This is a genomic window from Bifidobacterium sp. ESL0732 (genome assembly GCF_029395535.1).
Classification (GTDB): Bacteria; Actinomycetota; Actinomycetes; order Actinomycetales; family Bifidobacteriaceae; genus Bifidobacterium.
Genome location: NZ_CP113920.1, coordinates 90,935 through 116,642, shown reverse-complemented (window position 1 = coordinate 116,642; position 25,708 = coordinate 90,935). Strand labels below are relative to the sequence as shown.

Here is a 25,708-nt window from a genome sequence, read left to right as displayed (position 1 = left end):
ACAAAACGGACAGCAACGCAAATATGCTTCCTAGCAGTACCCACTCCGGCCACACCGGTAGTATTGGGTACATGAGCGACTTGAACGCGTTAGACCTGGAACCCGGGGAGATTGTCGGCGGATATACGCTGATCTCGCGGCTGGGTGGCGGCGCAATGGGCTCGGTCTGGCGCGTGCGCGACGACGGCGGGCAGGATTACGCCATGAAAATCCTACGGGATTCGCTCAAGGATGATAGCGATACCAGCAATCAGGATTATCAAAACAACGGCAGCGCAGACAGTAATACATCTGACAGCTATGGCAATACTATCGATGATGGCAACAACAACACGGCGCAACAACACCATCACCACAGCCACGATCCGCATGTCACGGCCCGCGAGCGCATGCGTCGCGAGGCAGTCGCGATGCGCAAAATTAACCATCCCGGGGTGTGTGCCATCGTCGACATGGAACTTGACGATTCCCTTGCTTTCATTGTCACGGAACTAATCGAGGGTAAAAACCTGCGCGACGACGTGGCGGCGAACGGACGGTACGTCGGCGACGACCTGCAGCGCCTTGCAGCAAAACTCATCGATGCCGTGCGCGCGGTTCACGCCCAAGGCATCATCCACCGCGACATCAAGCCGACCAACGTCATGATTTCGGCCGCCGGCCCGGTCTTGGTGGATTTCGGCATCGCCATGAGCGCCGGCGAAAGCCACGTCACGCGCACCGGCCTGGTGATGGGTACACCCGGCTTCATCGCCCCGGAAATCATCGACGGCGCAGAAAGCAACGAGGCCACCGATTGGTGGTCGCTCGCCAGCGTCATCGCCTTCGCCGCCACCGGCAGGCCGGTTTTCGGCAGCAAACCAATGATGGCCGTGCTCGAGCGCGAGGCGAGCGGCAACGCGAATCTCGCCGGCCTTCCGCCGAATACGTTGAACGCTTTGCGCAGCGCACTCGACCCGGACCCGACCAAGCGTTGCAGCCCCGACCAGCTACTGCAGGCCATCACGCTCGACGCGCTCAACCCCTTCGAAAACGGCGAGCTGGATGACGATGATGACGCTACCGGAAACGGCGCTGAAGGGGTGGTGCCCCCTTTTGGCCAAACGCCTCGGCCTGATTCGGCCTCTCCGAACAGCGCCACAGACAATCCACGGGCCGCTTGGATTGACAGCACTCCTATAGCATCGCCTTCATCACAAACCGATAGTCTTGCATTGTCAGGCAGCTCTCGCATGCAGCCCGCAACGTCGCAAGGCCGCCAAATACGCGGTTCGACGCGAGCGATGCCAAGAACGCAGGCAATGGCAAATCCGCAAACCCAGCCAGCGCAAAAAGCCGGATATAGCCGAAATCAGCCGCTGCAAACGCGGTCAACGCAAGGCAGCAACCCAGCCCCAGATGAGGACGCGACGGAGACCCTGCCCGCTCCTTCGCCGCAGGACCTCACCGCGACTTCCGCGATGGCTCAAGGCGACTCGAGCGCCAACGCCGCCGCAACGATGCCGCTCGGCACACCGATGACGCAAAGCCTCGAGCAGACTTCAACGCTCCCCGCTTCGAATCCGCATGCAGCGCAACAGGCCGAAGACGCCACGATGCCGCTCGCGGTTGCGCCAACACCTTATATATATGGTCAACCGAATAATCAACCGAATAATCAACCGAATGGCCAGCCGGCACCGGGCTACGTGCCGGGGCAGGCAGCAGCGGGAGCCCAGCCAATGCTTCAATCGCCGGAACCTTTGGAGAATCCGGCAAATATCCGGCGCGGCAAGCTCATTTCCCGCTCAATCTTGCCATTGTGGCTTCTGGCGATTCCGCTTGCGCTACTTTCGGCCTCGGCACCAATCATCTCGATATGCTGCGCGACGGCCCTGCTCTGGTTCCTCCTGGCGCTCGGTTACAGCGAAGAAGGGCAACTCGAGCGAGAAGGCCGCCGCGGCGGCATCCGCAAAGGCGGGGACTTTGCATTGCGCACCGTAAGCCTGCCTTGGCACATTCTCAAAGCCCTGATTTTCACCATTCCACGAGCGCTGATCCTCATCGTCATCGCCGGCGTGGGACCGGTGGTCGTGAATCTGGTCTCGGGGCTCCCCACGCACATGGTCGCCCTGACCATCGCTTCCTGGCACCTTCCGCTTCCCCTCCCGGCCGACGTTTCGATTTCATATTCGAGCGCATCGTTGGCAGTATTCATGGCCGCCGCGTGGCTGGTCATCGTCTTCGGCCCGAAAAACACGCTGCTACGCATCGGTGCCGGCAGGCTGCGCGGAGCCGCTTATCCCAAGCCAGACAGCGCGACGCAAACCCAACCGAGACCTCTTGCGCAGTCGCCCGCCGAGAACGAATACGATAATGAACCCGACGACGAGAACGATACGTACGACATCGTTGACGGTATTGATGAAATCGAAGGCGACGGAACCCCCAAACGCCATTCGGCCCGACGCTGGGTGCTTTTGGCGATTTGGGCGGTAGCAACACTGGTGGCGCTGGCGTATGTCCTTATCAACCATCAAATCGACTGGGTACCTCTTCCCAACCCCCAATTGTGATACAATTTTTTTACGAACGCACGTCTAACAGTTATTTGGGCAAAGTGGCAATATCTGCAAGAAAATTTCAGAGTACTCAGCTCTTGGGCTATTTCATCCACCCATACGTGCAAAATAGTAGAGCATTAAGTCTATTTGAGTACGTTAGTTGCTTTAGTCGCTATAACGGTGGACGAACCGGCGATTGACAGCATTTTGCAATCACAAAGAAGGGCATATGGCACAACAGGGCAATAAAAAAGCGCAAAAACGCCAGACACGAGCCCGGCGCAAAGCCGAAGAAGAGGCACGGCAGAAGGCCCTCGAAGAGGCCGCCGCGAAGGAACGCAAGCAGCAGACCATCATCGGTGCCCTTGTCGTCACCATTATCGTCATCCTCATAGCTATTGTCGCCGTGGTCTCGCTTCGTTCCATCCACAAGAAGAACGAGGCAAATAAGGTTACCGCCGACGCTTCATACAGCGCCCTGCAAAAAGTGAAAACCAAGCCCAAGTACGCCGACGACAAAGGCGGCATCCTGATTTCCAAAGACGGCTTCGACAAGAAAATCGACAAAGCGCCAACCCTCGAGATTTACATGGACCCGCTTTGCCCCGGTTGCGGTTCACTTCACCGCCAGATTGATACCGACCTCGATAAATTGGTAGATTCCGGCCAAGTCAATCTCGTTTATCATTTCATGAATTTCCTAGACGCGGATTCAACCGACCAGTATTCAAGCCGCGCTGCTGGTGCCATGCTTTACGTCTCCAGCCATGACCCCAGCACACAGCACCTGCTTGATTTCGTGAGCAACCTTTACAAAAAGGACTATCAGCCCGCAGAAGGCCCCGATTACAAGGCGACCAGCAACGACAAGATCAAAGCGCAGGCGATTGCCGCCGGCGTCCCTGAATCCATCATCGACAAGGCGTTCAACGGAACTTACGGCAAGTGGCTTGAGGCATCCTACAACTACACGATCAAGCGTAAGGAACTTTTGAACAGCTCTGGGCAGATGAGCACTCCGGCCGTCACCATCAACGGCAAGCTCATGGATATGTCTGAAGTCACCCAGTTGGGCCTCACCCAGCAGCAGGCCTTGCTGAAGTCCCTTGGCATCAAGGAATCTCAGGTCGGCAAGGAGGGCGTCATGCCGAAGATCGGCACCGGAGCACCTGAATCCTTGAGCTAACCAGCCAGTTCGGCTTCACGCCACGCGCTCGACGTGCGTCTAAAAAACCGGCGGCAGATTCACGATATTGTTCGTGATCTGCCGCCGGTTTCGTTGTTTGCAGCAAGGTTTTGGCGCTTAACCGACCGTCAATCAAGAACGAACGAAGGCAAATTCGTATCCGATATACCCATCTTGCGGCATAAACTTTAAGGGGAAAGCCAGGAAACGACAACGCCGCAGCAGGCCCGCAGCAGATATCAGGCCGAGGGGTGCGTCTTCGGGAACGTCGGTTCGCCGTTGCTGCCGATGGCCGGCTGCGCGCCAGCCCGGCCGATATTTTCGTTGGAAAGGCCGATGGACTGCAAAACGGCCTCCTTATACGTGAGTCCTATGTCGGAAATTCCCGAAATATCAAGCATCTTGCCGTTGATCACCACCACCGGGGTAGTGAGCTTGCCCTTGAACTGGCCGGCTACGTCCTTGAGCTCAGGCCGGCGCAATGTGTATTGCGCGGCCGCGGAAAGCCAAGGTTCGTACTCATTGCCGAACGCCTTGGCCGCAATAGGCGCGGGAACCCCGGATGCCACAGCCTGTTGCTGCAGCTGATCATTGCTCACGGGCTTGTAGTTGGCTGCTTCCTCAGGTTGGAAAGAATCAGAATGAATATTGGTGAGGAAGTCCAGGAGATGATCAGGGTTCGGATCATTGGAGGAAATATAGGCCACACCGTTATCGGCACGCGATGAATAGTGATCGGATGACATGCTGTCGAGGAACGTCACCGGATGAACTTCAAGGTTTATCTGGCCGGAATCCAGCAGCGCACGGAACGTGGAATCCATCTGCTGGTGGAGGACGGCGCAGCCGGGGCACATAGGATCGGTGTAGATTTCCAGCGTCGGAGCATTGGGGACCTTCTTGCCGTACCCAAGTTTCGAAAGAAGTATGCCACCTTTGTCATTGGCATACTTCGGTTTCAGTTTTACAGCCTGCAAAGCGTTGTAGGCCTGGTCTTCGGTAATATCTTGTGCTGCATTGCGCTTGGCGATGGAACGGTAGCTAACCAATCCAATAACGGCTACGAAAATGACGACGATGGTAAAAGCAATGAAGCCGATGATACGACGCTGTTTGCGCTCCTTGGCTTCCTGAGCCCGGCGCGTCTGAATTAACAAGTCCCCGGCGTCGACACCACCATACCAAGAAGTATTAGCTGCCGACTGTGCGTAGCTATTGCTTGTATGCCGAGCCATACCCCGTCCTCTATACCTTTGCGCTAACAACGTCGTCCATGAACCGGGCCCTTGCGGGAAACCGGCTGATTATGTCCTAACATTCCTACCCGCAACAAACTGTATGACGTTTAAAAAACAACAACGCCAATCAAAATGTGTGAGAAGTAGCGTTTCTAACAATATAATACCAGTTAAAATGCCAACGAATCCTCTATCGTCTAGCGAAGTTGTTTTGCGCGAAACGCAGTGTTGATCGATGTGACGTAAAATGTTATATACTCCAGAAATCAATAAATATCAGCAATTATTCACTTTCGATAATCCAAAATGATTCCTGGTGCAAAAACGTGGAACGATTTATGTTTTTCCGAGATTTTACGAGTTTAACTTTTAAGTGACGTACCTCACAAAAGGTTTATCCAAAGAAAATTATCAATCCCATCTCCCCTCCTTTCGGAACGCCACGAAGCCTGCTAGCGTAATCGAGCCTTGCTGTTAAAGTAATAATCTGTCTGGTTTTGTCGGATACGATTGAAACCAACGCCTCCTTAGCTCAGATGGCCAGAGCGGCCGCCTTGTAAGCGGCAGGTCGTCGGTTCGATCCCGACAGGAGGCTCACCGGCGCGATGTCGCGGTGAGAGACGGTTGAGTAGTTTGCAGTTGAGGTTTGTTTGTGCTGTGGTTGTTCGCGGTTGAAGCGGGCAGTGCGCTTCGATTGAAGCAGTAATGGATTTTGTTGCAGTAAGCCCGCGAAAGTGGGTTGCGTGAGTTGTGGCGGTTCGTAAACCTTACGTCCACAACGATTCCGGCGTGAAGGAGGCGCCGACAGTATTACTCGTGCTCGAGTAAGTAAGCGTTGCTTCTCTTCCATATGAGAGCAACGTCCAAGGGCGAAACTTCCCCCAATTTGCTTCGCCCTTTAGGGGCGGGAATATCCCCTTCTCTCCCGCCCCTTTTCCCTTCTTTAGAGCAAAAACCATTCTGCGGTAAAAGCGCCATTCAGTACGCATACCCACGAACGTTGTGCTTTCTTTGCAAAATCTTGACTTTATAGACCTAATACGTATTGCAATCCCCACGGCGAAACCGATAGACTGTAGACTGGATGAGACAGCGGGCATACGCGGCAATCGCGGTATGTCTGATAAATTACTTCAGGGGGTTTGGATGGCACGTCGATGGACTCCACGACGGTTCGTCACATTGCGCAGGGTTCGCGTAGCGATTTGTGTGGGAGTAGTGCTGCTGGCCAGCATCGTCTTCTTCGCCATTTCCGCACGTAAAACCGTCGCCCTGACGGTCAACGGGCAGACCAAAACGGTCACGACCTATTCTGCTTCTGTGCCCAGATTCCTCGAATCACAAGGTGTAAAAACCAAATCTCACGATTTCATCGACTCCACCGACGATAAGGCAGGCCTCAAAAACCACGACGTGGTCACCGTGCGCAGCGCCTACCAGGCCACCATCAACATTGAGGGCCAGGATGTGCCCTTCTGGACGTACGCCACCAGCGCCAACCAGCTGCTCGGCTTCTTCAAGGCCAATGACAAGAACGCCACGAAGGTGTCGGTCAACGTCACCAACGTATACAACCAGCTCACCGGCGGATTCGTAATCAACAAGGCCGGCCCGGTCACCGTCATCGCCGACGGCAAGACCAGCGTGGCACCCAACGGCAAGCTTACGGCCGCCTCGATTCTCGATTCCAAGAACATCACCATCGGCAAGGAAGACCGCGTCAACGTGAGCGAGGAAGACGGGCAGACCATCCTGCGGGTCCAACGCGTCACGCACGGGCAGGAGACGAAGGACGTCGCCGTGCCGTTCGCTACACGCACCATCGTCGATCCCAACCTGCAACCCGGCCAAACCGAGATTCGTCAAGCAGGCCAGAACGGCAACAAGCAGCAGACCTACGACGTCACCTACGTCGACGGTCAGGCCGAAAGCTCGACGCTCAAATCGGAAACCATTACACAGGCGCCGCTCGAAGAGATTGTGGCCGTCGGGCCCGCAGCGCCTGCCACTCCTGCACCTTCTGCTGGAGGCAGCGACAATGGCAATTCCGGCACTGGTTCAAATAGCGACAGCGAGTCCGGTAAGAGCAAAGACAAGAACAATGGCAAGGACAACTCCAGCAACTCGACTCCTTCCGCTCCCGCGCCTTCAGCACCTGCGGAGCAGCCGAGCCAACCGTCTCAGCCTTCAACGCCTGCTCCAGCTCCAACTCCAACTCCAGCGCCTGCACCTGCACCTTCAGCTCCTTCTGGCGGCGGTGGTCTCTGGCATCCGACCCCAGGCCAGGCACAGGACTACGCCAGCGCAGTGGCGGCACAGATCGGATGGACCGGAAGTAATTGGGATAATCTCGTCTGGATTTGGAACCATGAATCAGGGTGGCGCTGGGACGCTCAGAATCCAAGCTCCACTGCTTACGGCATCCCGCAAATCCTTTATTACAACGAATACACCAGCGAGACCGACTGGCGGGATAACGCCGCCACGCAGATTGCCGCAGGCATAACTTATATCAGAGGCCGCTACGGTGACCCTAATGGTGCACGAGTTTTCTGGAACGCACACAACTGGTATTAAATCCTCAATCAAGGAATCCGGCAGCATATATCCGCCTTCAGCTCCAAGCCCGTCTACCAAAGTTATAGCTGACACTTCTGGCTATTCACCCCTGCCAGCCTCGGGGTCCTTAAGCCCACGAACACATCGATTCGCGCGCCAAGGGTATCTTTGAAACTATGAGTGAGCAGACAACGGACGGGGACAGTTTGACAGACGAGGCGACGGCACATACCGGCCACCTGCTGGGCGCAGGGGATATCAGGCGGATCGCGGCGGACGCCGGCATCAGCCCGACCAAGAAATTCGGACAAAACTTTGTCATCGACCCAGGCACGGTGCGGCGCATTGTGCGCGAAGCCGGCGTTACCGCCGATACGCACGTGCTTGAAGTCGGGCCGGGGTTGGGCTCGCTTACACTGGCTTTGCTTGAAACTGGAGCTGCGGTCACCGCTGTCGAAATTGACCCGGCGCTGGCGGCACGTCTGCCGAGAACCATCGCCGAATTCATGCCAGAAGCAACCGACCGACTTACTGTGGTCACCGCTGATGCGATGAGTCTGAGTCCCGAAACGCTGCCGGAGTTTGCGGCGGACAATGTTTCTCGTCGTAACCAAAATCATTCGGCAACCAATACCAGCACGGGCTCAGATGCCGACGATACCGATGACAAGCCATCGTCGAACATCGAGGAAAACGAACAGACACAACGCGAAACCTCGCCCGCTGACCGCAATGCCGATACCGAAAAATCACTATCTGACCAACCAAATGCCACTGACGGCAATCCGTTCACGCTCGTTTCCAATTTGCCATACAATGTGGCGACGCCAATACTGCTTACACTGCTCGAACAATTCGATAATCTTGATCATTTCCTCGTGATGGTACAGAAGGAAGTGGCCGACCGGCTCGCGGCCAAACCGAGTTCCAAAATCTACGGCACTCCGAGCGTGAAACTGGCATGGTATGGCCGGGCCGAGCGTGTGGGGTTGGTTGGCCGCAACGTCTTCTGGCCTGCACCGAACGTCGATTCCGCACTGGTTTCGTTCAAGCGTTACGACGAAAACGAGCAAAACAAACTGGCCTCGAAAGCCAGCCGCGAGAAGGTGTTCCAGCTTATCGACGCCGCTTTCAGCCAACGCCGCAAGACCCTGCATGCAGCCTTGAAGAAGCTGGTACCAGCGGAAGCATTCGCAAAAGCCGGCATCGATCCAACGAGACGCGGCGAGACTCTGACGATCCATGAATTCGTTGCGTTGGCCGCCGCCGCAATCTAGCCAAGCAATAGCGTGGCACCCACGCCTCTTAACACCGTTCAGCGGCCCAAAAATAGCGCAACCGAGCAAAGCAGCTGAGCGTCACACTCTCACGGTAAAGTGGAAACGTCGATATTCGCCAAATTCTTTGCACGTCGGTTGAGCCCAGCCGCCTGCGAGGAAGCGGCGCAGGCACGGGTTGACAGGAACGAAACATGCAGCAATATAGTGACGAACGCCAGGCACGCAAGCAGTATGTGCATCACCGTCAGGTACGCGTGTTTTCAACGATCGCAGCCATCCTAGTCGTGGCGCTAGTGGTTTCAGTCTTCGTATTTTTCCATACGATCGGCAAAAGCAACGCCGATGTGCCGCAGGCACAAACCAATTACGGAGCGCCGCTCGTTTGCGCTACCAATGATCCGAAAAAAAGTCCGGTAGCCTATATGCAAAACGGCAACGTAGAGGTCAACGTACTCAACGGAACCAAAGCGGTCGGCCTCGCCAGAGCGGTCGGTGACGCTTTGGTCAACCGGCATTTCAACGTATCCAGCGTCGGAGATTTCACTTCTCGAAAAGTCGAACGGACCACCATCTACTACGGAATGAACAATATTGCGCAAGCCTATACGGTCTATAGCAATTTCACCGACGCAAAACTGGTGATGGACAATAGGCAAGATGGGGTTGTGAGCCTGGTCATCGGTTCGACGTTCAACGATCTGACGAAAAAAGGCGCGACGCCCGCCGCCGGTGCCCAGATCAAGAACATCAAGGGTTGCACGCTGCCAAGCAAGGTCGACCAGGCAAAGCTCCCTCAGGATTTCCGCCAGCCCAAGAAGTAACCGCCGCTAGTCGCAAAAGCAGCTTCGTCAGTAAAGACAAACATCAAACCCAAACGCCAAACATTCCTCAGACTGGCTTAGACTGCCGAACAATTCGATCAGGCGCTTAATCCCTCTTCGCCAGCCCAACGCTTGAGCTCCGCGACGGCGGTATCGTGATCGGCAGGACCGTGATCCAAACGGTAATCGAGCATGTGCTTGTAGGCGCGGCCGACGGCCGGGCCCGGCTTGATTCCAAGAATTTCGATGATCTCGTTGCCGTTGACATCAGGGCGAATCGAATCGAAGTCTTCCTGCTCCTTAAGCTCCTTGACACGAGCCTCGAGCTCGTCCATCGCCTCAGAGAACATCAACGCCTTGCGCTTGTTCTGCGTAGTGGCGTCGGCGCGAGTAAGGCGGTTCAAGCGCTCGTAAAGATGGCCGGAATCCTTGACATACCGGCGAACAGCCGAATCCGTCCAAGGCTCATCGACGTAGCCGTGGAACCGCAGATGCAGGTTCACCAGTTCGCTCACGTCGGAGACGATATGGTGGTCGAAACGCAACGCTTTCAGGCGCTTGCGTACCATTTTCGCGCCTACCACGTCGTGATGGTGGAAGCTCACTTTGCCGTGAGGCTCGAAACGACGGGTCGCTGGCTTGCCGATGTCGTGCAGGAGGGCAGCCAAGCGCAACGTCAAGTCGGGCCTAGGTACGGGGCCATCGGGGCCGGTTTCCAATGCAATCGCGCGGTCGAGCACCATCAGCGTGTGCTCGAAAACGTCCTTGTGGCGATGATGCTCGTCGATCTCCAGTTTCAGCGCCGGAATCTCCGGTAATACAATATCAGCCAAACCGGAATCGACCAACGCCTCGATGCCCTCGTGCGGACGTTCGGAAAGCAACAGCTTGGTGATCTCGTCGCGCACGCGCTCGGCGGAGACGATGGAAATACGATCGACCATATCGGTGATGGCTTCGGCGGTGTCCGGCTCGATGCGGAAGCCAAGCTGGGCGACGAACCGCACCGCGCGCATCATACGCAGCGGGTCGTCCTCGAAAGACTGCCGCGGATTGACCGGCGTACGCAAAATACCTTTGGCCAAATCGTTAGCGCCGCCGAACGGGTCGACGAATTGCAGGTCGGGCACGCGCAACGCCATCGCGTTGACGGTGAAATCGCGCCGCGAAAGGTCACCTTCCAGCGAGTCCCCATACTCAACGACCGGCTTGCGGGAATCGGGATCATATTTATCGGAGCGGTAGGTGGTGACTTCGACCTTGACTTCGGTACCGTCCTTGCGACGCCGCATCGCGCCCAAGGTGCCGAACTTGCGGCCCATATCCCAGAAACCATCGTGACCGAAACGCTTGAGAATCGGTTCGAACTGCTCAGGTCGGGCGGAGGAACAGAAATCGAGGTCGTGACTTTTGCGGTGCAACAGCAGGTCGCGCACGGGCCCGCCCACCAGCGAAAGCTCGTAGCCCTGCTCCGCGAACATGTGCCCCAGCTCAATGGCCTCAGGCCACACCTCAAACTCCACGATTTGCCTCCAACGCTCGAATTTCACGCGCCTTCCAGCATACCGTCACCGTTGCACGCACACGCAGGGATCGAAAAATCGACCACATGCACCGCAACCACAGCAGGGAAGCAGAAGATCACAGTAAAAAATAATTCCGTGCTACAGATGCGCAGTAATCGAAAATGCAATTCGTTGATATTCCGACATTTCTCATTTCCAATGATGCCACATATAAAGCAGGGAAACGGTTTTGACGATTGAACGGCGTTCCATGCTATGCCTCGCTACAAATCCGACATAATTACCGCACATATTTACGGCATCAGCAACGCGCCCGCCAAAGCCGCCTGAGAACCTAGCATGGCCTTATCACAGCGAAAAGCATTCCGTTACCCTACCTGCACATCCTTCTGAGTAAGCTGGGAGATATGATTACGCCCGCAGACCTGGCTCGGATGATAGCCAACGCCTCGGGCGACCATGCCCAAAACGAGGATAAGCAAGACAAACTCCTTTATACTTCGGAGTCCGCGGGGCGCACCGTCCGCTTCATCGAGCCGGACGGCGCGCCGACGCCAAAGATGATGCCGCACCACCGCGCCTTCCGCGGACCGATGAAATTCGCCACGTTGGACGCTCAAGAGCTGCCCGTGGCCCGCGAATATTCAGCCGGCGGCTTGATTTTTGATTCCCACAACCGCGTCGCGCTTATCGCGCGCCATTCACGCAGCGGGCACCTCGAATGGTGCCTGCCGAAAGGGCATATCGAAAAGGGCGAGACCCCGGAGCAGACTGCCGTTCGCGAAGTCCACGAAGAGACCGGGATATTGGGCGAGGTTGTGGATTCCATTGCCACCATCGATTATTGGTTCACCGGTCAGTCCGAGCGCGTTCATAAGTTGGTCCATCATTTTGCATTACGACAGATCGGCGGCACGCTGACGGTGGAAGGCGACCCGGATCACGAGGCCGAAGACGCCATCTGGGTGGATTTCGATGACCTTGACAGAGTGCTGAGCTATCCTAACGAACGTAAAATCGCGTGGCTTTACGCCAAGAAACTGAACAGGCAGGCAGAAGGTTGAAACACTCGCACTCCTGCGTTTCCGACAACAATACGCACAAAAAGCAATCGCCCATATCCACTCGGATTTCGGCGATTGTTTCGTCGGTCATAGTCTTGCTGTGCTCGTCCGCGCTCATTTTCTCCCCAAATGCCGCATTCGCCGTGAATCCCGCAGAAGCGACCCCACCTTCTAGCGGTACCTCAGGATCAGACGGATCCAGTACTTCGCAAACCCCCTCGCCTTCCACGCCGAACGGCAATGCCAATACGAACCCGGCCCAGCCTTCGCCCACTCAACCAGATTCATCGCAGCAAAACGGATCTTCGGCAAACCAATCACCGAGCCAACAGACGACATCGCCCCGCTCCTCGAATTCCTGGCCTTCCAAGCGTTCGGTCCAAAACGGCACGGACAACACCGACCAGGACGATCCGTCACCCAGCGGACAAGACACCGCCAACGCCGAGAATGAAGCCACCGTGACCGTTGCGGCCTCGACGCCCGTGGTCACTTCGAATTCCGGCTACCACCTGAGCGTGGCCATCAAAAACCTGAGCAACAACGCATTACCTGCAGGCACATTGAGCGTGGCCGTCAATGACTATTACACCTTTGTCTCCCTGACGGATCTGCAGCAATGGGCACAGGGGAATTCGCGAATCCAGGTACCCAACCAAATCGGGCAGGTCAACGTCCCACCAATCGCAAAAGGCGAGAAAACGAGCGTGACCATCGATGCAAATCCTGACCAGGAAAGCTTGAAAAACATGCTTTCGTGGGGTCCGAAACCGGTACGCATCGACTATTCCTTTGTGCGGGATTCCAACGATGACAGCAACACCTCTTCAAAATCGCAGAGCCCTTACCTCAATGTGACCCACACGTTCCTGACGCGTTCCACCGACGGCCTTCAGACGGCCAATACCCCGCCGATGGACATCACGATGGCCATGCCTTTGACCAGTGACAGCTGGCAGGTCGACGGCCAGAAACTCACGCAGTTCATGACCGCGGGGGAGGGCGATACGGCAAAAATCCTCAGCACCCATAAGCTTTCGCAGACTGTGGAACAATTGGTGAACAAGCATCCGGGCCTACAAGTCATCACGGATCCGACACTGGCCCAAAGCCTTCCCGTACCGCCAAAAACCAGCGGCATCATGCAACCTGGCAATTTCGATATCACCACATATTCGGCCGTTAACGACGGCAGCGCTTACGAAAAAGCCGGCATTGCCGACTCTACGTGGAACGCGGAAACAGGATTGAAAGAATACCGCGACGCTCTCGGTGACGCGAACGCCAACGCGCCGGCTTATGCATGGCCGGGGCGCGGGCAGTGGACGATGAGTTCGTTGACAACGGCCAGACAGCAGGGATATACCACCGTCATCGCGTCCGATGCGACGGGCGCCGGCGACAGTAATACAAATTCCACCATTCGTACGGGAAAATACATCATTCACACCTCTGCGGGCGACGTCACCGTCCTCACCGCGCAGAACGAACTGAGCCGACTGGCGCAAGGCAAACCTACCGACAAAACCGTTGACGGGGAATCGAGCTCCGCCGGCAGACTTGCACGCTTCATGGCCCAGAGCGCCTTCTACCAGATGGAAAGCCCTTACGCCACACGCAATCTGCTGGTCTGCTTCGACACCGCCACCACCGGCTCGGAAAACAGCGCGCAGGATGCGGACACGTTGATGCAGACGGCGGAGCAAGCGCCTTGGCTGAAGCTTAGGAATATGGGCGATCTGGGGCAGGCCGATGCCTATCTTTCCGGGGAAAAGGCAGCCGATATGGTGCCCGATTCATCCGACATCCACGCTTCCACGCTTCAAAACATCCGCCAGACGCTTGCCGCACTTACCGCAAGCAAGAATGACATCGATAGATTCAGCAACTCCATTCTTGATGAATCTTCATCTAATTCGTCAGACTCAGGAACATCCGGGAAATCAGAGACATCAGGAACCACGGGCGATTCCAACAATTCCGGGGCTTCGAAAACGCAAGGTGGGAAAAACGGTTCGTCGGGTACCAAATCGGGAACCGCGGCGGGCTCGGGGTCTGGCTCGACTTCCGATTCCAACTCAGGCACAGGCTCGAGCTCAAACGGCACTGCAAGCCAGCCCGGAGATTCTTCCAAAACCGGCGGCTCCAATAATTCCAATTCCGCGAAAACCGCAACGCCGTCCCCTTCAAACGCAAACGGCAGCAACGGGACCAACGACAACTCCAACAATGCCAACGGCAAAGCCAACGGTGGCAAAACCGATACTGGCGACGCGCAGGCCCTGGCCCGCCAAGACGCAGACACAACGGCAAAGCGTTCCAAGAACGGCTGCGACTGGATCGCTGCCATCTCCACCATGCAAAACTCCATCGCCCTGCATGCACTTTCCGACAGCGACACCACCGCCAAACGCATGAGCGCGAGCGCCCAGAACCTGGCCTCCCAGCTGATGGACGGTATCAAAATCACTCCTTCGGAATCCATCACCGTGTTAAGCGAATCCGCGAAAATGCCGGTGACTGTGAGCAACAACCACCCCTACCCCGTAACGGTCAAAATCTCCTCTCTTTCCGATTCGATGGAAATCGTTACGACGCGTTTCGCAACCCTTTCCATACCTGCTCGCAGCGAGGCTCAGACCACGTTCAACGTCCGAGTCTCCACTTCCGGCACCGCCACGGCACATCTGACGCTCACCGACCGCCGAGGAGACGTGTTCTCCGCCCCACAATCGACACGCATCACCAGCACGTTGCGTTTGAGCGACATGAGCGGCATCATTTTCATAGCCGTTGCGCTGGTCCTGGGCGTTATCGGCCTGTGGCGCCAATTCAACCGTAAGAAAGATCCCGACGAATGAGTTCATCTGTAGGTCATAATTCGATGGTTATGGCCGTGGGGACGGCGGCAAGCCGCATCACGGGCCAAGTTCGCACCATCCTGCTCGCCGCGGCCCTCGGAACGACGGGCATGGCGGCCGACGCCTACCAGGCCGGCTCGCAAATTCCCCAGGTCATCTTCACGCTCGTTTCCGGCGGCATCTTTAACGCGGTACTCGTGCCGCAAATCGTGCGCACGCTCAAGAAAAAGGACGCGCAAGATCGGCTCAACAAGCTCGTCACCCTTGCCATCGTTCTACTGCTGGCCGTGACACTGCTCGTGGCGCTGCTCACCCCTCCGCTAACGCGCCTTTACGTCAACGGCAATCACGACATGCTGGCCCTCGCCACCTCGTTCACCTTCTGGTGCGTCCCGCAAATCTTCTTCTACGGCCTTTACACCGTTCTCGGCCAAATCCTCGCCGCCAAAGACCATTTCGGCACCTACGCCTGGAGCTCGGTGGGCGCCAACGTCATCAGCTGCATCGGATTCACCGCGTTTATCTTCATGTTCGGCCGCGCAAACACGCAGCCCCTGAGTTTCTGGACCAGCGAGAAAATCGCCTTGACGGCGGGCGCATGGACACTGGGTGTCGCTTTCCAAGCGCTTATCCTGTTCCTTCCACTGCGCAAAATCGGACTTCATTACCGGCCAAGCTGGGGCATCCACGGCTTCGGCCTGCGTTCGATGGGTTCGGTGGCGGCCTGGGGCATTGGCATCGTCATCGTCGACCAGCTGCAGACCATCGTCAACCAGCGCGTGCTCACCAGCGTGCCCGGCAAGGCGGCGCAACTTCATCTCAACGCGCTCGATATGGCCGGCAACGCGAGCTATTGGAACGCCAATACCATTTACATCCTGCCCTATTCGCTCATCGCCACCTCCGTCGCCACGGCGATGTTCCCCAAGATCTCGCAGGCCATCGCCGACCACAACATTGACGCCGCGCGAGAGGACCTCAGTGGCTCGCTGCGCAATGTCTGGCTGATGATGTGCCTTTTCAGCGTGCTGTTCATCGTCATTCCCACGCCGATCACGCTCGCTCTACTGCCCAGCGTCAGCGTCAAAGAAGCCGTCCTGATGGCCGGGCCTTTGGCCGCGCTGTCGATCGGCCTACCGTTCTCCTCGACCTATCTCATCATTCAGCGGACGTTCTATGCGTTCGAAGACGGCTACCACCCCTTCTTCTTCACCCTGTTGGTCTCGGGCGGGCAGGCGCTGATGATCGTCATCGCGATCCTGTTCATCTCGCCGTTCAACTGGGCCACCACGGTTGGCGTCACGATGTCGCTGTCCTTCATCTTTGCCTTCCCCGTCATCGTCTATATGGTGCGCAAGCGTTTCAACGGCAGGCTCGACGGAAAGCGCATCGCCACCGCGTTCGCCAAAGGCATTATCGCCTCATTGGTCGCGAGCGCAGGCGGCTGGCTGCTGCGCTACCCGGTCTACGGGCTTTTCGGAGCCGATATCGAGCCGGGCGCAGGCGTGCGCGGCGGGCATATGAACTGGTTCCAGGCCGTCGGCGTCTGCTGCGTGCTCGCCATCGTCATCGGCCTGCTTTATGTGGGTACGTTGTGGGTACTTCGCACGCAGGAATTGATGCCAATTGCCCGCTCGCTCGCCGGTAAATTCGGTATCAGGCTTCCCGGCGCCGGCAACGACAATGGCGAGGATTCTTCCGATAGCCGTCAGAAAGACGATTCTGCGAAGGTGGAGGAAATCGAAAACGCAGGTATTCCCGGCAATATGGATGTACCTACGGAACCTGACACATCACAAACGTTCGATCCAGGTATACCCCACCCAGCCGAGCCGGACACATACCATGCAAATGCCCATAATATGGCACAAAGTCAAGGAAAACTCGACTCGTCACTCACAGACAACACAGCTACAGTAGAGGGCATGCCTTTCACGAACGCCAACAGCACCAACACGGAAACGAGGTCCCCTCAATCCGCAGGGAATAAATTCCCGTTCGGCGTAGGCCGTGCACGGCATTATGCCCCGATCAGCTTCAATCCATTAAATAACATTCCATCAGATGATGATATTTCGCGCGGCAATGCGCTTGCCAATGGAAGCGCAAACGATATCGCCGAATCTGTGCCGGCGTCAGCATCGCAAGATACGAGGCCCTCGATAGGTGATTCCGAACCCGAAGAACAGGGCCGATTCCCGGATTCGGAGATATCAGACGATTTGACGTTCTCTTCCATTTCCGCAATTTCAAGATCAAGGAACGCGAACGAAACGGAGCTTCCGTCGCTTCCCATCGAACCCATCAATTCCGCCAATTCGCCTTATGCCGAGCGCCCGGCTTCGCAGATCAAGCCGCTTTTCGGTTCCGCAGACATGTCGCACGGGCACGCCAATGCCGGTGCCGAAACTGACGCTGATGCCGCCGGCGACGATGCAGATGCTCAATCGCGAACCCCAGCCGAACCCGGCACCGAGCCTCTATCTTCAGCCGATAATTTTGCCTGGCTTACCACGGAGTCGCTGGGCTTGCCGCCCCTGACCGAAAACGAGGAAACAACCGTCGAAGGCGAAGTCTCCAAAACCGCCCGCCACCGCGCACGCTGAAACGACGGTAATTCTGACTAGATCAGGCCAAGAGCATACGACAAATCGACACGAAACATTGCCACAAAAACTTCCGTCACGGCTACGGCCACGGATAGAATAAAAGAGGCGGTTTGCCGCCTGGTACTTTTTACATTTGTTTGCGTAGGGTCGAGGACATTATGAAGCCACAGCTGGGAGATATCGTCATCAGCAGATACACGTTGGTGTCACCGCTGCGTAGCATACCAGGGCTCGAGGCATGGAAGGCCAACGACCGCATCCTCGCGCGTGACTGCCAACTCTTCATCGTCACCAACAAGGCCGCGATTCCCAGCTTTGAGGCCATTGCGTCGACGCTCACTCTTTCGCGCAACCCCCATTTCACCCAAGTCATTCAGATGCAGCACGTCGGCGATATCCCCGTGCTCATCACCCAGCTCGACCAGGGGCTTTCGCTCAATAATTTCATCGGACACGGTTCACGTAAGCTCGGCTACGAAGCCATGCGTTCCATCATCGCCGAAGTCGCCGATGGGCTGGAAACGCTGCTGCGCGACGACGTGAAAATGCGCGCCCTTAGCACCGATATTATTCGTATTACATCCAAGGGTGTTCAGATTGCCGATGCCCCGCTTGAAGCGATGTTCATCAGCAACCCCGACGAACAGAATCTGGAACCGGAAATGCTGGCCGTCCACGAACTTGCCGGCTTGCTTTACGCCATGCTCACCGGCAAATGGACTGCGGAAATCAAGGATTTCGACCTTTCCGCACTTCCCGAAGACACCCCGGAAGAACTACACATCATCTGCGAACGCGGTCTGCCCATCAAAAACGTGAACGGCAGCCCCACTCTTTCCATGGTCTCCTTGGCCGAGCTCGTCGCTTTGCTCGGATCCGTCAAACCGCTGGCAAAGCTTCCTACAAGCGAAGTGAAACGACCGAATTCGGACGGCGAAGCTTCCATTTCGAGGCTTCCGCTGCGCAGGGCACGGCGGGCCAACCTACTTGATTTTCCGCAGGATCTTTCGACCAATCAGTTGCAGTTCCGCGCACGCCAGGCGGCCAGCGCCGCAGAGTCGGCGGTGGCCAATGGCGTCGCTGCGGCGGCGGGAGTTGGCGCTTTGGCCGATGAAGCACAAAAACGGGCGGGCGCAAAGGGCACTCGTACCAATTCTTCTGCGACTCCTGGGACTTCTACTACGGTTACCGCGAAGGGGAACACCAGCCCGGTAAAACCCGGCTCCCAGAACCACGCGAATTCCGCAAACGCGAATACCAACGGCGACGACGGCGACGTGTCAACCGCTCCAAACGCAACTTCGCCGCAAAACGTCTCGTTGCCATTGCCTGCCGAGGGCGCTACGTCAGGCACTACAGCCAGTCCAACGGCTTCCGGCGCAAACAATCCGAGTGCCGATTCCAACGCCACGCAAAACGCGAATCCGGCCTCCCCCGCGCAAGACAAATCCTCGAAATGGTGGCATCAACGCGGCAAGTCCGGCAACAATCAGAACGCTTCCAACGACCTCAGCAACGCCGCAGCCCCGCGTATGGATCTGCACGATCTGACCGCCGCGGAAATGGCGGACGCTTTCAAATCCTTCGATTCCACGGCCGACGATTTCATTTTCCCAGACTTCGACCAGGACACCGTACAGACCACCAATCCCACGATGCAATTCGACTTCGCGATGAAGGGCAACACCGCCAGCGCGCACGACAACACTCCCGGCAACCGCACAGAGGCAACAGGCCGCATCCCGCTGCTCGACGCCGACGGCAATTTCATCGAACCCGGTCATGAATCAGCACAGGCACTTCAGGCCGAGCAGGAGGCCATCGATGCCGCCAACCCGGTGATCACCCCTCCCAGCTTCACACCTGCGCAGAAAACCCAGCAGGAATCTGACAATCCGGGCAGCGACGATATCGCTGACACCCCGCTCCTGGGCAAGCTCACGACCAAGGTCGTCGCCATTATCGCCATCATCGTGCTGATTCTCGCGGCCGCAGGGGTCGCCGCGTTCGTGCTGATCGACCACAACAACAAAAGCACCGGCGGCTACCAGCAATCCAGCTCCGACCCATGGCCCAAGATGAACCTCAACAACGTGCCGTTCGGCGCGGAAGGCAATGGAGGCGGCAACGAGGACCAAAACGCCAACGGAACCGATAATTCCAGCAATGCCAATAAGCAGGGCGGCACTTCCTCATCCGAATCGTCGGACGGATCTGCTTCAAAGTCCGAAGCCGGTTCCAGCGCCAAGGTGAAGACGGCTGACAAGGTCGCCAAGGCCGTGCCCGCGCCTTCGATTCCGATGAACAATACTCCGTTGACCATCGACAAGCAGGAGTTCTATCAGAGTCCGGCCGGACAGAACGGCTTAGCGTATTACATGCACATCAGCCAGCCGGCCACCGTCACCCGCTTTGTCGTTCAGATTCGTACGTCCGGCGGCACGGGCTACCTCATCGCAAACTCCGCGCAGGACCCAAACGCCGGCCAGCGGGTCGCTCAGTTCACCTTCGACCAGAGCGGCACCACCGAGGTCAAGCTGCAGAAGCCGGTCAAGTCGCAGGACTTCCTGCTCTGGGTCCCCATGGACTCCCTGCCGAACCATTCCCTCTACATCAACCACGTCGCGCTGTACTAAGAGAGCGACGCGGGCGCGCGGCACGTGCATTGCATGGACTTTAATATTTCCGACCAATTATCATTAATCATGACTTATAAATTTCAAATCACTGACATAGAAATCTCCACAATCATGACATAGCAATTTTCAAATCACTGACGTAGTGGGCTCTGGGACGCTCAAATCCGCCACCCGCCGACAAGGGCGCGCCACACTTCAAAAGCCTATTCGACGTTTTGCTTTTTCCGCCAATCCTTTGGTAACCTAGTAATAGGCGGTGTCTATACGGCACGGCGATACTGATATCGTGTCCCCGGTTCTTCCGAATCGGGGGCACGGTTGGTTCTTAATCCGTAGCATCTAGAAAGCACGCTGAAGCATATTGTGATGATTCCTTGGCGTAAGACATGTTTGTACCGCAGAAACGTTATTCTTGAATTTGTATGGTTTGTTAGGTGCAGTGTTGGATGTGGCTTTACGAAGAGGTGTGTTGATGATGTTGCGACGCGGTGGAATTACAAGCAAGATTGCGGTTCTGTTTACCGCACTCGCGCTGCTGTCCGCCAATGCCCCCGCGCCGGAAACCGGCGTCGCAGACGTGCAATCGAGCACTCCCCAGTCGTCAATTTCTGAAAATCTGACAGCTCAGCAGACTTCGGAATCCGAACAAAGCAGCAAAAATACTTCAAAACAGCCAAAAGCAATACCCCCAGCGTCAGGCACAACACCTGTAGCCGTTGATGCTTCTAAACCTGATAGTAAGGAATCATCGGCTAAAGGCACTTCTACAAAAAATACCGTTAGGCCGCAAGACGGTACCTGCACGCAACCTGGCGAGCATCCGTGGGAAACACTAACTTGGAGTGAAACCTCCATCAGTGATGGGTGTCGACTGACATTGATCTCTGGCTCGGTGCCAAACCATGCAGGTTCAGATGCCAACACGGGAGTTCCATGGACTAGCCACAACATCACCTCAGTCTATGTCAATTCGGGTGTGAAGCTCTCATCCGGCAGCAGCGGCTTATATCTGTTCGGCAATATTCCCAATCTGACAACCGTCGATGTCACCCATTTAGACGTTACGGATGCCCAGAATTTCTGCAATATGTTCTGGAATGATCCCAACCTAATAAAAATCGACGGACTCAACACATGGAACATGAGCAATGCCACCAACATAAGCTTCATGTTCCGAGATTGCACAAGTCTTTCAGCGCTCAATCTAACTAGCTGGGATACCAGCAACGTTACTTATATTAATTACATATTCGACGGATGCACCAATCTCAAAACCATCGGTAATCCTGGACTCGATGTCCCCGAAACTACCGATCCACAAACCAACATGTATACGGGTTCAGGACTCGTGTGCAGCAAAGCAGGCCGTCACCACTGGAGCAAAAACGGTAACACCCTCAACTGGCAAGAGACCCCGAACGAGGCACTGACCGAATGCACCCTCACCCTCACCAGCGGTATAGCACCCAAAAACTCAGGCACGGATACCAACACGGGAGTCCCGTGGACCAGCGACAATGTCATCACCGCCACCGTCAATTCAGGCGTAAAACTCGCTCCCGGGCAGAGCGGCACATACCTCTTCGGAAACCTTCCCGCACTGACGACTGCGGATGTGTCTCATTTGGATGTCACCGATACCGACAATGTGAGCAACATGTTCTGGAAGGATCCGAATCTAATAAGGATTGACGGTCTTGAAAACTGGGATACCCGTAACATAATCAACATAAGCTACATGTTCTGGGATTCCTCCAATCTACCCACCCTTAATCTGACCAACTGGAACACTAGCCGTGTCATCTACATCGATCACATCTTCGACGGATGTACCAAGCTAAAAACTATTGGCAACCCTGGCCTCGATATCCCCGAAAACATACCCCAAGCCGATATGTACACGGGCTCGGGACTCGTGTGTCCGAAAGCCGGACAACATCACTGGACCGAAAATGGCAACACTCTCAACTGGCAAGAGGCACCAGACGACGAGCTGACTCAATGCGCTCTCACCTTCACCAGCGGCGTCGCGCCCGACCATGCAGGAACCCCCGAAACCCCAGGCTGGCCGTGGAGCGGCGACGTCAGGGTAACAAGCGCAGAGGTAAAAGAAGGCGTAAAACTCGCGCCGACCGGCGGCCGTCTGCTAGTCAGCACGTTGCCCGACCTAAAGACCGCTGATGTCAGCAAACTCACCACTACCGGTTCCACGGACCTGTTTGGCATGTTCTACTTAAACCCTAAGCTCGAGCGGATTGACGGACTCAGAACGTTCGACACCACTCGCGTTACCAACATGATCGGCGTGTTCAACACCACCAATCTTGCCAGCATCGACCTGTCGACCTGGGACACAAGCAAGGCCACCGACGTAGGCAGCCTCTTCGCCAACGACACCAGCCTTACCACTCTTAATCTCAACGGCTGGGACACCCGCAAGGTGACCGAAATGGGCAACATGTTCTTCAACGACACCAGCCTTATTACGCTTGATCTCAACGGCTGGGACACCAGCAGAGTTTCCAGCATGAACGGCATGCTGCCGCCAAATCTGAAAGCGCTCAGGTTGGGCAAGAAGACCATACTTAAGAACGCCATCAACAACGCCGCGTTCGGCCACGTGGCCCAGTCCGGCACTTGGATCGACAAAAGTGGGAGCCACAACCCTCCTAACAGCCTCAACCCGTCCTGGAGCGGCAGCACCGCCCAACTGGCCGCACGCGCGGCGACTGACAACCCGATCGGCGAATACGTCGTCGGCAGCTACACGTTCCCGACCGCCTGCACCCAACCCGGCACACACACCTGGGGCACCCTCACCTGGAGCGAAACGCTCGAAGGCGAGGACGAGAACACGGAATGTGTGCTCACACTCGAAAGCGGCACCGTACCCGAAAACTCCGCGGGCAACACCACGACCACAGGGGTCCCTTGGAGTGACGACAGCGTCACCAAGGCCACCGTCAAGCCCGGTGTCAAACTCGCCCCCAACACCGGCGAAACCACATACGCCGGCGGTGCCTTCCTCTTCGGCAGACTGCCCAAAGTCAAGACCATCGACGTCACCAACCTCTCCACTGCCGGCAACACCAGCATGTTCGGCATGTTCTGGGAAGACCCGGCGCTTACCACAATCACCGGGCTGCAGAACTTCGACACGAGCAAAGTCACCAACATGAACGGCACGTTCAACGTCACCAACCTCGTCAACCTCGACATCAGCAGCTGGGACACCCACAACGTCACCGACATGGGCAACATATTCGCCAACAACCTCAATCTCACCGCCCTCGACCTCAACGGCTGGGACACCCGCAAGGTGACCGAAATGGGCAACATGTTCTTCAACGACACCAGCCTTATTACGCTTGATCTCAACGGCTGGGACACCAGCAGAGTTTCCAGCATGAACGGCATGCTGCCGCCGAACCTGAAGGCGCTGAGACTAGGCAAAAAGACCAAGCTCATCAACGGGGCCTTCACCAATGTCGTACAGGCTGGCACATGGGTTGATAAGAGCGGTAGCCACGGCCCGGCCTGGAGCCTCGACCCGGCGTGGAGCGGCAGCACCGCTCAACTGGCCACACGCGCTGCGACCGACAACCCGATCGGCGAATACGTCGTCGGCAGCTACACGTTCCCGACCGCCTGCACCCAACCCGGCACACACACCTGGGGCACCCTCACCTGGAGCGAGACGCTCAGCGGCGAAGGCGCCAATGCCGAATGCACCCTCAGCCTCGACAGAGGCACCGTACCCAACAACTCCGCAGGAACCACCCGCGTCACAGGGGTCCCCTGGAGTGACGACAGCGTCACCAAGGCCACCGTCAAGCCCGGTGTCAAACTCGCCCCCAACACCGGCGAAACCACATACGCCGGCGGTGCCTTCCTCTTCGGCAGACTGCCCAAAGTCAAGACCATCGACGTCACCAACCTCTCCACTGCCGGCAACACCAGCATGTTCGGCATGTTCTGGGAAGACCCGGCGCTTACCACAATCACGGGGCTGAAGAACTTCGACACGAGCAAAGTCACCAACATGAACGGCACGTTCAACGTCACCAACCTCGTCAGCCTCGACGTCAGCGGATGGGACACCCACAACGTCACCGACATGCAATGGCTCTTCGGACATAACCCCATCACCACACTCGACCTCAACAACTGGGACACCAGCAATGTCACCAGCATGTACGGAATGCTACCCATCAATTTGAACGCACTACGCCTCGGAAAGAAAACCAAACTCGCCAACGACACCGGCAACAAGGCATTTTCAGACGTCACACAAACCGGAACATGGATCGACAAGAGCGGAAGCCACGGCCCGGCCTGGAGCCTCGACCCGGCGTGGAGCGGCAGCACCGCTCAACTGGCCACACGCGCTGCGACCGACAACCCGATCGGCGAATACGTCGTCGGCAGCTACACGTTCCCGACCACCTGTACCCAGCCCGGCACACACACTTGGGGCACGCTCACCTGGAGCGAGACACTCACCGGCGAAGGCACCGCCAACGCCGAATGCACCCTCAGCCTCGACAGAGGCACCGTACCCAACCACCCTGCAGGAACCACCCGCGTCACAGGAGTTCCCTGGGCCGACGACAGCGTTACCACGGCCACTGTGCAACCCGGCGTCAACCTCGCTCCCAACACCGGCGAAACCACATACGCAGGCGGTCGTTTCCTGTTCGGCAGGCTACCCAAAGTCAAGACCATCGACGTCACCAACCTCTCCACCGCCGGCAACACCGACATGTACGGCATGTTCTGGGAAGACCCGGCACTCACCTCCATCACCGGGCTCAAAGGCTTCGACACCAGCAAGGTCACCAACATGGGCGGCGCGTTCAACGTCACCAACCTCGCCAGCCTCGACGTCAGCGGTTGGGACACCCACAATGTCACCGACATGCAATGGCTCTTCGGACACAACCCCACCCTCAACACACTCGACCTCAACAACTGGGACACCAGCAAGGCCGGAGGCAGCATGGACGGGATGATGCCGATAAACCTCAAAGCCCTCCGCCTCGGCAAGAAAACCACACTCACTAACACCACCGGCAACAAGGCATTTTCAGATGTCACGGAAACTGGCAGATGGGTCGACAAAAGCGGCCTGACCAATCCGGCATGGCGAGGAAGCACAAGTGACCTCGCTTCACGCGCCGCAAGCACAAAACCAGCGGGGGCATACGTTGTTGATGGCTTCAATTTTACGTTCCCGACTCCGCTTTCCGCGCTGCCCTTCACGGGTCTTACCCGTCAGCAGATTTTGCGAGGTCTGCTGATCGCTGCCGGCGCAGTCCTCGCCCTCGCCCTGGCCGCCGCCGCCCGCCGCGCCCGCAACCGCCAAGCCACTCGTCGCTGAGA

Annotated in this window: 12 protein-coding genes and 1 tRNA gene; 11 read left to right on the top strand and 2 right to left on the bottom strand. The window is 56.8% G+C overall.

What is annotated here, in order from left to right:
• The first annotated feature begins 71 nt into the window (after window positions 1-71).
• Window positions 72-2,555 (top strand): serine/threonine protein kinase, encoded by a 2,484-nt coding sequence (locus OZX70_RS00325; protein ID WP_277181015.1) that lies wholly within the window; start codon window positions 72-74, stop codon window positions 2,553-2,555.
• 217 nt (window positions 2,556-2,772) lie between these two features.
• Window positions 2,773-3,729 (top strand): thioredoxin domain-containing protein, encoded by a 957-nt coding sequence (locus OZX70_RS00320; protein ID WP_277181013.1) that lies wholly within the window; start codon window positions 2,773-2,775, stop codon window positions 3,727-3,729.
• Window positions 3,730-3,968: 239 nt separating this feature from the next.
• On the opposite strand, the gene OZX70_RS00315 is transcribed toward OZX70_RS00320, so the two are convergent.
• Window positions 3,969-4,964: a DsbA family protein gene (locus OZX70_RS00315; RefSeq protein WP_277181011.1), complete on the bottom strand. Its 996-nt coding sequence runs from the start codon at window positions 4,962-4,964 to the stop codon at window positions 3,969-3,971.
• A 524-nt stretch (window positions 4,965-5,488) separates the two neighbouring features.
• On the opposite strand from OZX70_RS00315, the gene OZX70_RS00310 reads away from it, so the two are divergent.
• The 4 genes from OZX70_RS00310 to OZX70_RS00295 all read left to right on the top strand — a co-directional run bounded on the left by OZX70_RS00310 (window position 5,489) and on the right by OZX70_RS00295 (window position 9,627).
• Window positions 5,489-5,562 (top strand) — tRNA-Thr (locus OZX70_RS00310).
• A 551-nt stretch (window positions 5,563-6,113) separates the two neighbouring features.
• A complete protein-coding gene (locus tag OZX70_RS00305) occupies window positions 6,114-7,544 on the top strand; it encodes a G5 domain-containing protein (protein ID WP_277181009.1) in 1,431 nt (476 codons plus the stop codon).
• A gap of 158 nt (window positions 7,545-7,702) precedes the next feature.
• Window positions 7,703-8,803: an rRNA adenine dimethyltransferase family protein gene (locus tag OZX70_RS00300; protein ID WP_277181007.1), complete on the top strand. Its 1,101-nt coding sequence runs from the start codon at window positions 7,703-7,705 to the stop codon at window positions 8,801-8,803.
• 194 nt (window positions 8,804-8,997) lie between these two features.
• On the top strand, window positions 8,998-9,627 hold the full coding sequence (locus OZX70_RS00295) for a LytR C-terminal domain-containing protein (RefSeq protein WP_277181005.1): 630 nt from the start codon (window positions 8,998-9,000) through the stop codon (window positions 9,625-9,627).
• 98 nt (window positions 9,628-9,725) lie between these two features.
• Here the strand turns inward: OZX70_RS00295 and OZX70_RS00290 are convergent, their stop codons facing one another.
• Complete coding sequence (locus OZX70_RS00290) at window positions 9,726-11,150, bottom strand: CCA tRNA nucleotidyltransferase (protein WP_277182208.1); 1,425 nt, start codon at window positions 11,148-11,150, stop codon at window positions 9,726-9,728.
• Window positions 11,151-11,560: 410 nt separating this feature from the next.
• Between OZX70_RS00290 and OZX70_RS00285 the strand changes: the two genes are divergently transcribed.
• From OZX70_RS00285 to OZX70_RS00265, 5 genes are all read left to right on the top strand, one after another.
• Window positions 11,561-12,217 (top strand): NUDIX hydrolase, encoded by a 657-nt coding sequence (locus OZX70_RS00285; protein ID WP_277181003.1) that lies wholly within the window; start codon window positions 11,561-11,563, stop codon window positions 12,215-12,217.
• A complete protein-coding gene (locus tag OZX70_RS00280) occupies window positions 12,214-15,078 on the top strand; it encodes a DUF6049 family protein (protein ID WP_277181001.1) in 2,865 nt (954 codons plus the stop codon). Before OZX70_RS00285 ends, OZX70_RS00280 begins: the two co-directional genes overlap by 4 nt.
• A complete protein-coding gene (gene murJ / locus OZX70_RS00275; RefSeq protein WP_277180999.1) occupies window positions 15,075-17,684 on the top strand; it encodes a murein biosynthesis integral membrane protein MurJ in 2,610 nt (869 codons plus the stop codon). Before OZX70_RS00280 ends, murJ begins: the two co-directional genes overlap by 4 nt.
• A 161-nt stretch (window positions 17,685-17,845) precedes the next feature.
• Window positions 17,846-20,323: a hypothetical protein gene (locus OZX70_RS00270; protein ID WP_277180997.1), complete on the top strand. Its 2,478-nt coding sequence runs from the start codon at window positions 17,846-17,848 to the stop codon at window positions 20,321-20,323.
• A 451-nt stretch (window positions 20,324-20,774) separates the two neighbouring features.
• Window positions 20,775-25,706, top strand: a complete 4,932-nt coding sequence (locus OZX70_RS00265) for a BspA family leucine-rich repeat surface protein (RefSeq protein ID WP_277180995.1) — start codon at window positions 20,775-20,777, stop codon at window positions 25,704-25,706.
• The last annotated feature ends 2 nt before the right edge of the window (window positions 25,707-25,708 follow it).

Bases quoted from the DNA above. Each gene is read 5' to 3' on its own strand.
- OZX70_RS00325 (WP_277181015.1), top strand. From the start codon at position 72: ATGAGCGACTTGAACGCGTTAGACCTGGAACCCGGGGAGATTGTCGGC.
- OZX70_RS00320 (WP_277181013.1), top strand. From the start codon at position 2,773: ATGGCACAACAGGGCAATAAAAAAGCGCAAAAACGCCAGACACGAGCC.
- OZX70_RS00315 (WP_277181011.1), bottom strand. From the start codon at position 4,964: ATGGCTCGGCATACAAGCAATAGCTACGCACAGTCGGCAGCTAATACT.
- OZX70_RS00305 (WP_277181009.1), top strand. From the start codon at position 6,114: ATGGCACGTCGATGGACTCCACGACGGTTCGTCACATTGCGCAGGGTT.
- OZX70_RS00300 (WP_277181007.1), top strand. From the start codon at position 7,703: ATGAGTGAGCAGACAACGGACGGGGACAGTTTGACAGACGAGGCGACG.
- OZX70_RS00295 (WP_277181005.1), top strand. From the start codon at position 8,998: ATGCAGCAATATAGTGACGAACGCCAGGCACGCAAGCAGTATGTGCAT.
- OZX70_RS00285 (WP_277181003.1), top strand. From the start codon at position 11,561: ATGATTACGCCCGCAGACCTGGCTCGGATGATAGCCAACGCCTCGGGC.
- murJ (WP_277180999.1), top strand. From the start codon at position 15,075: ATGAGTTCATCTGTAGGTCATAATTCGATGGTTATGGCCGTGGGGACG.
- OZX70_RS00270 (WP_277180997.1), top strand. From the start codon at position 17,846: ATGAAGCCACAGCTGGGAGATATCGTCATCAGCAGATACACGTTGGTG.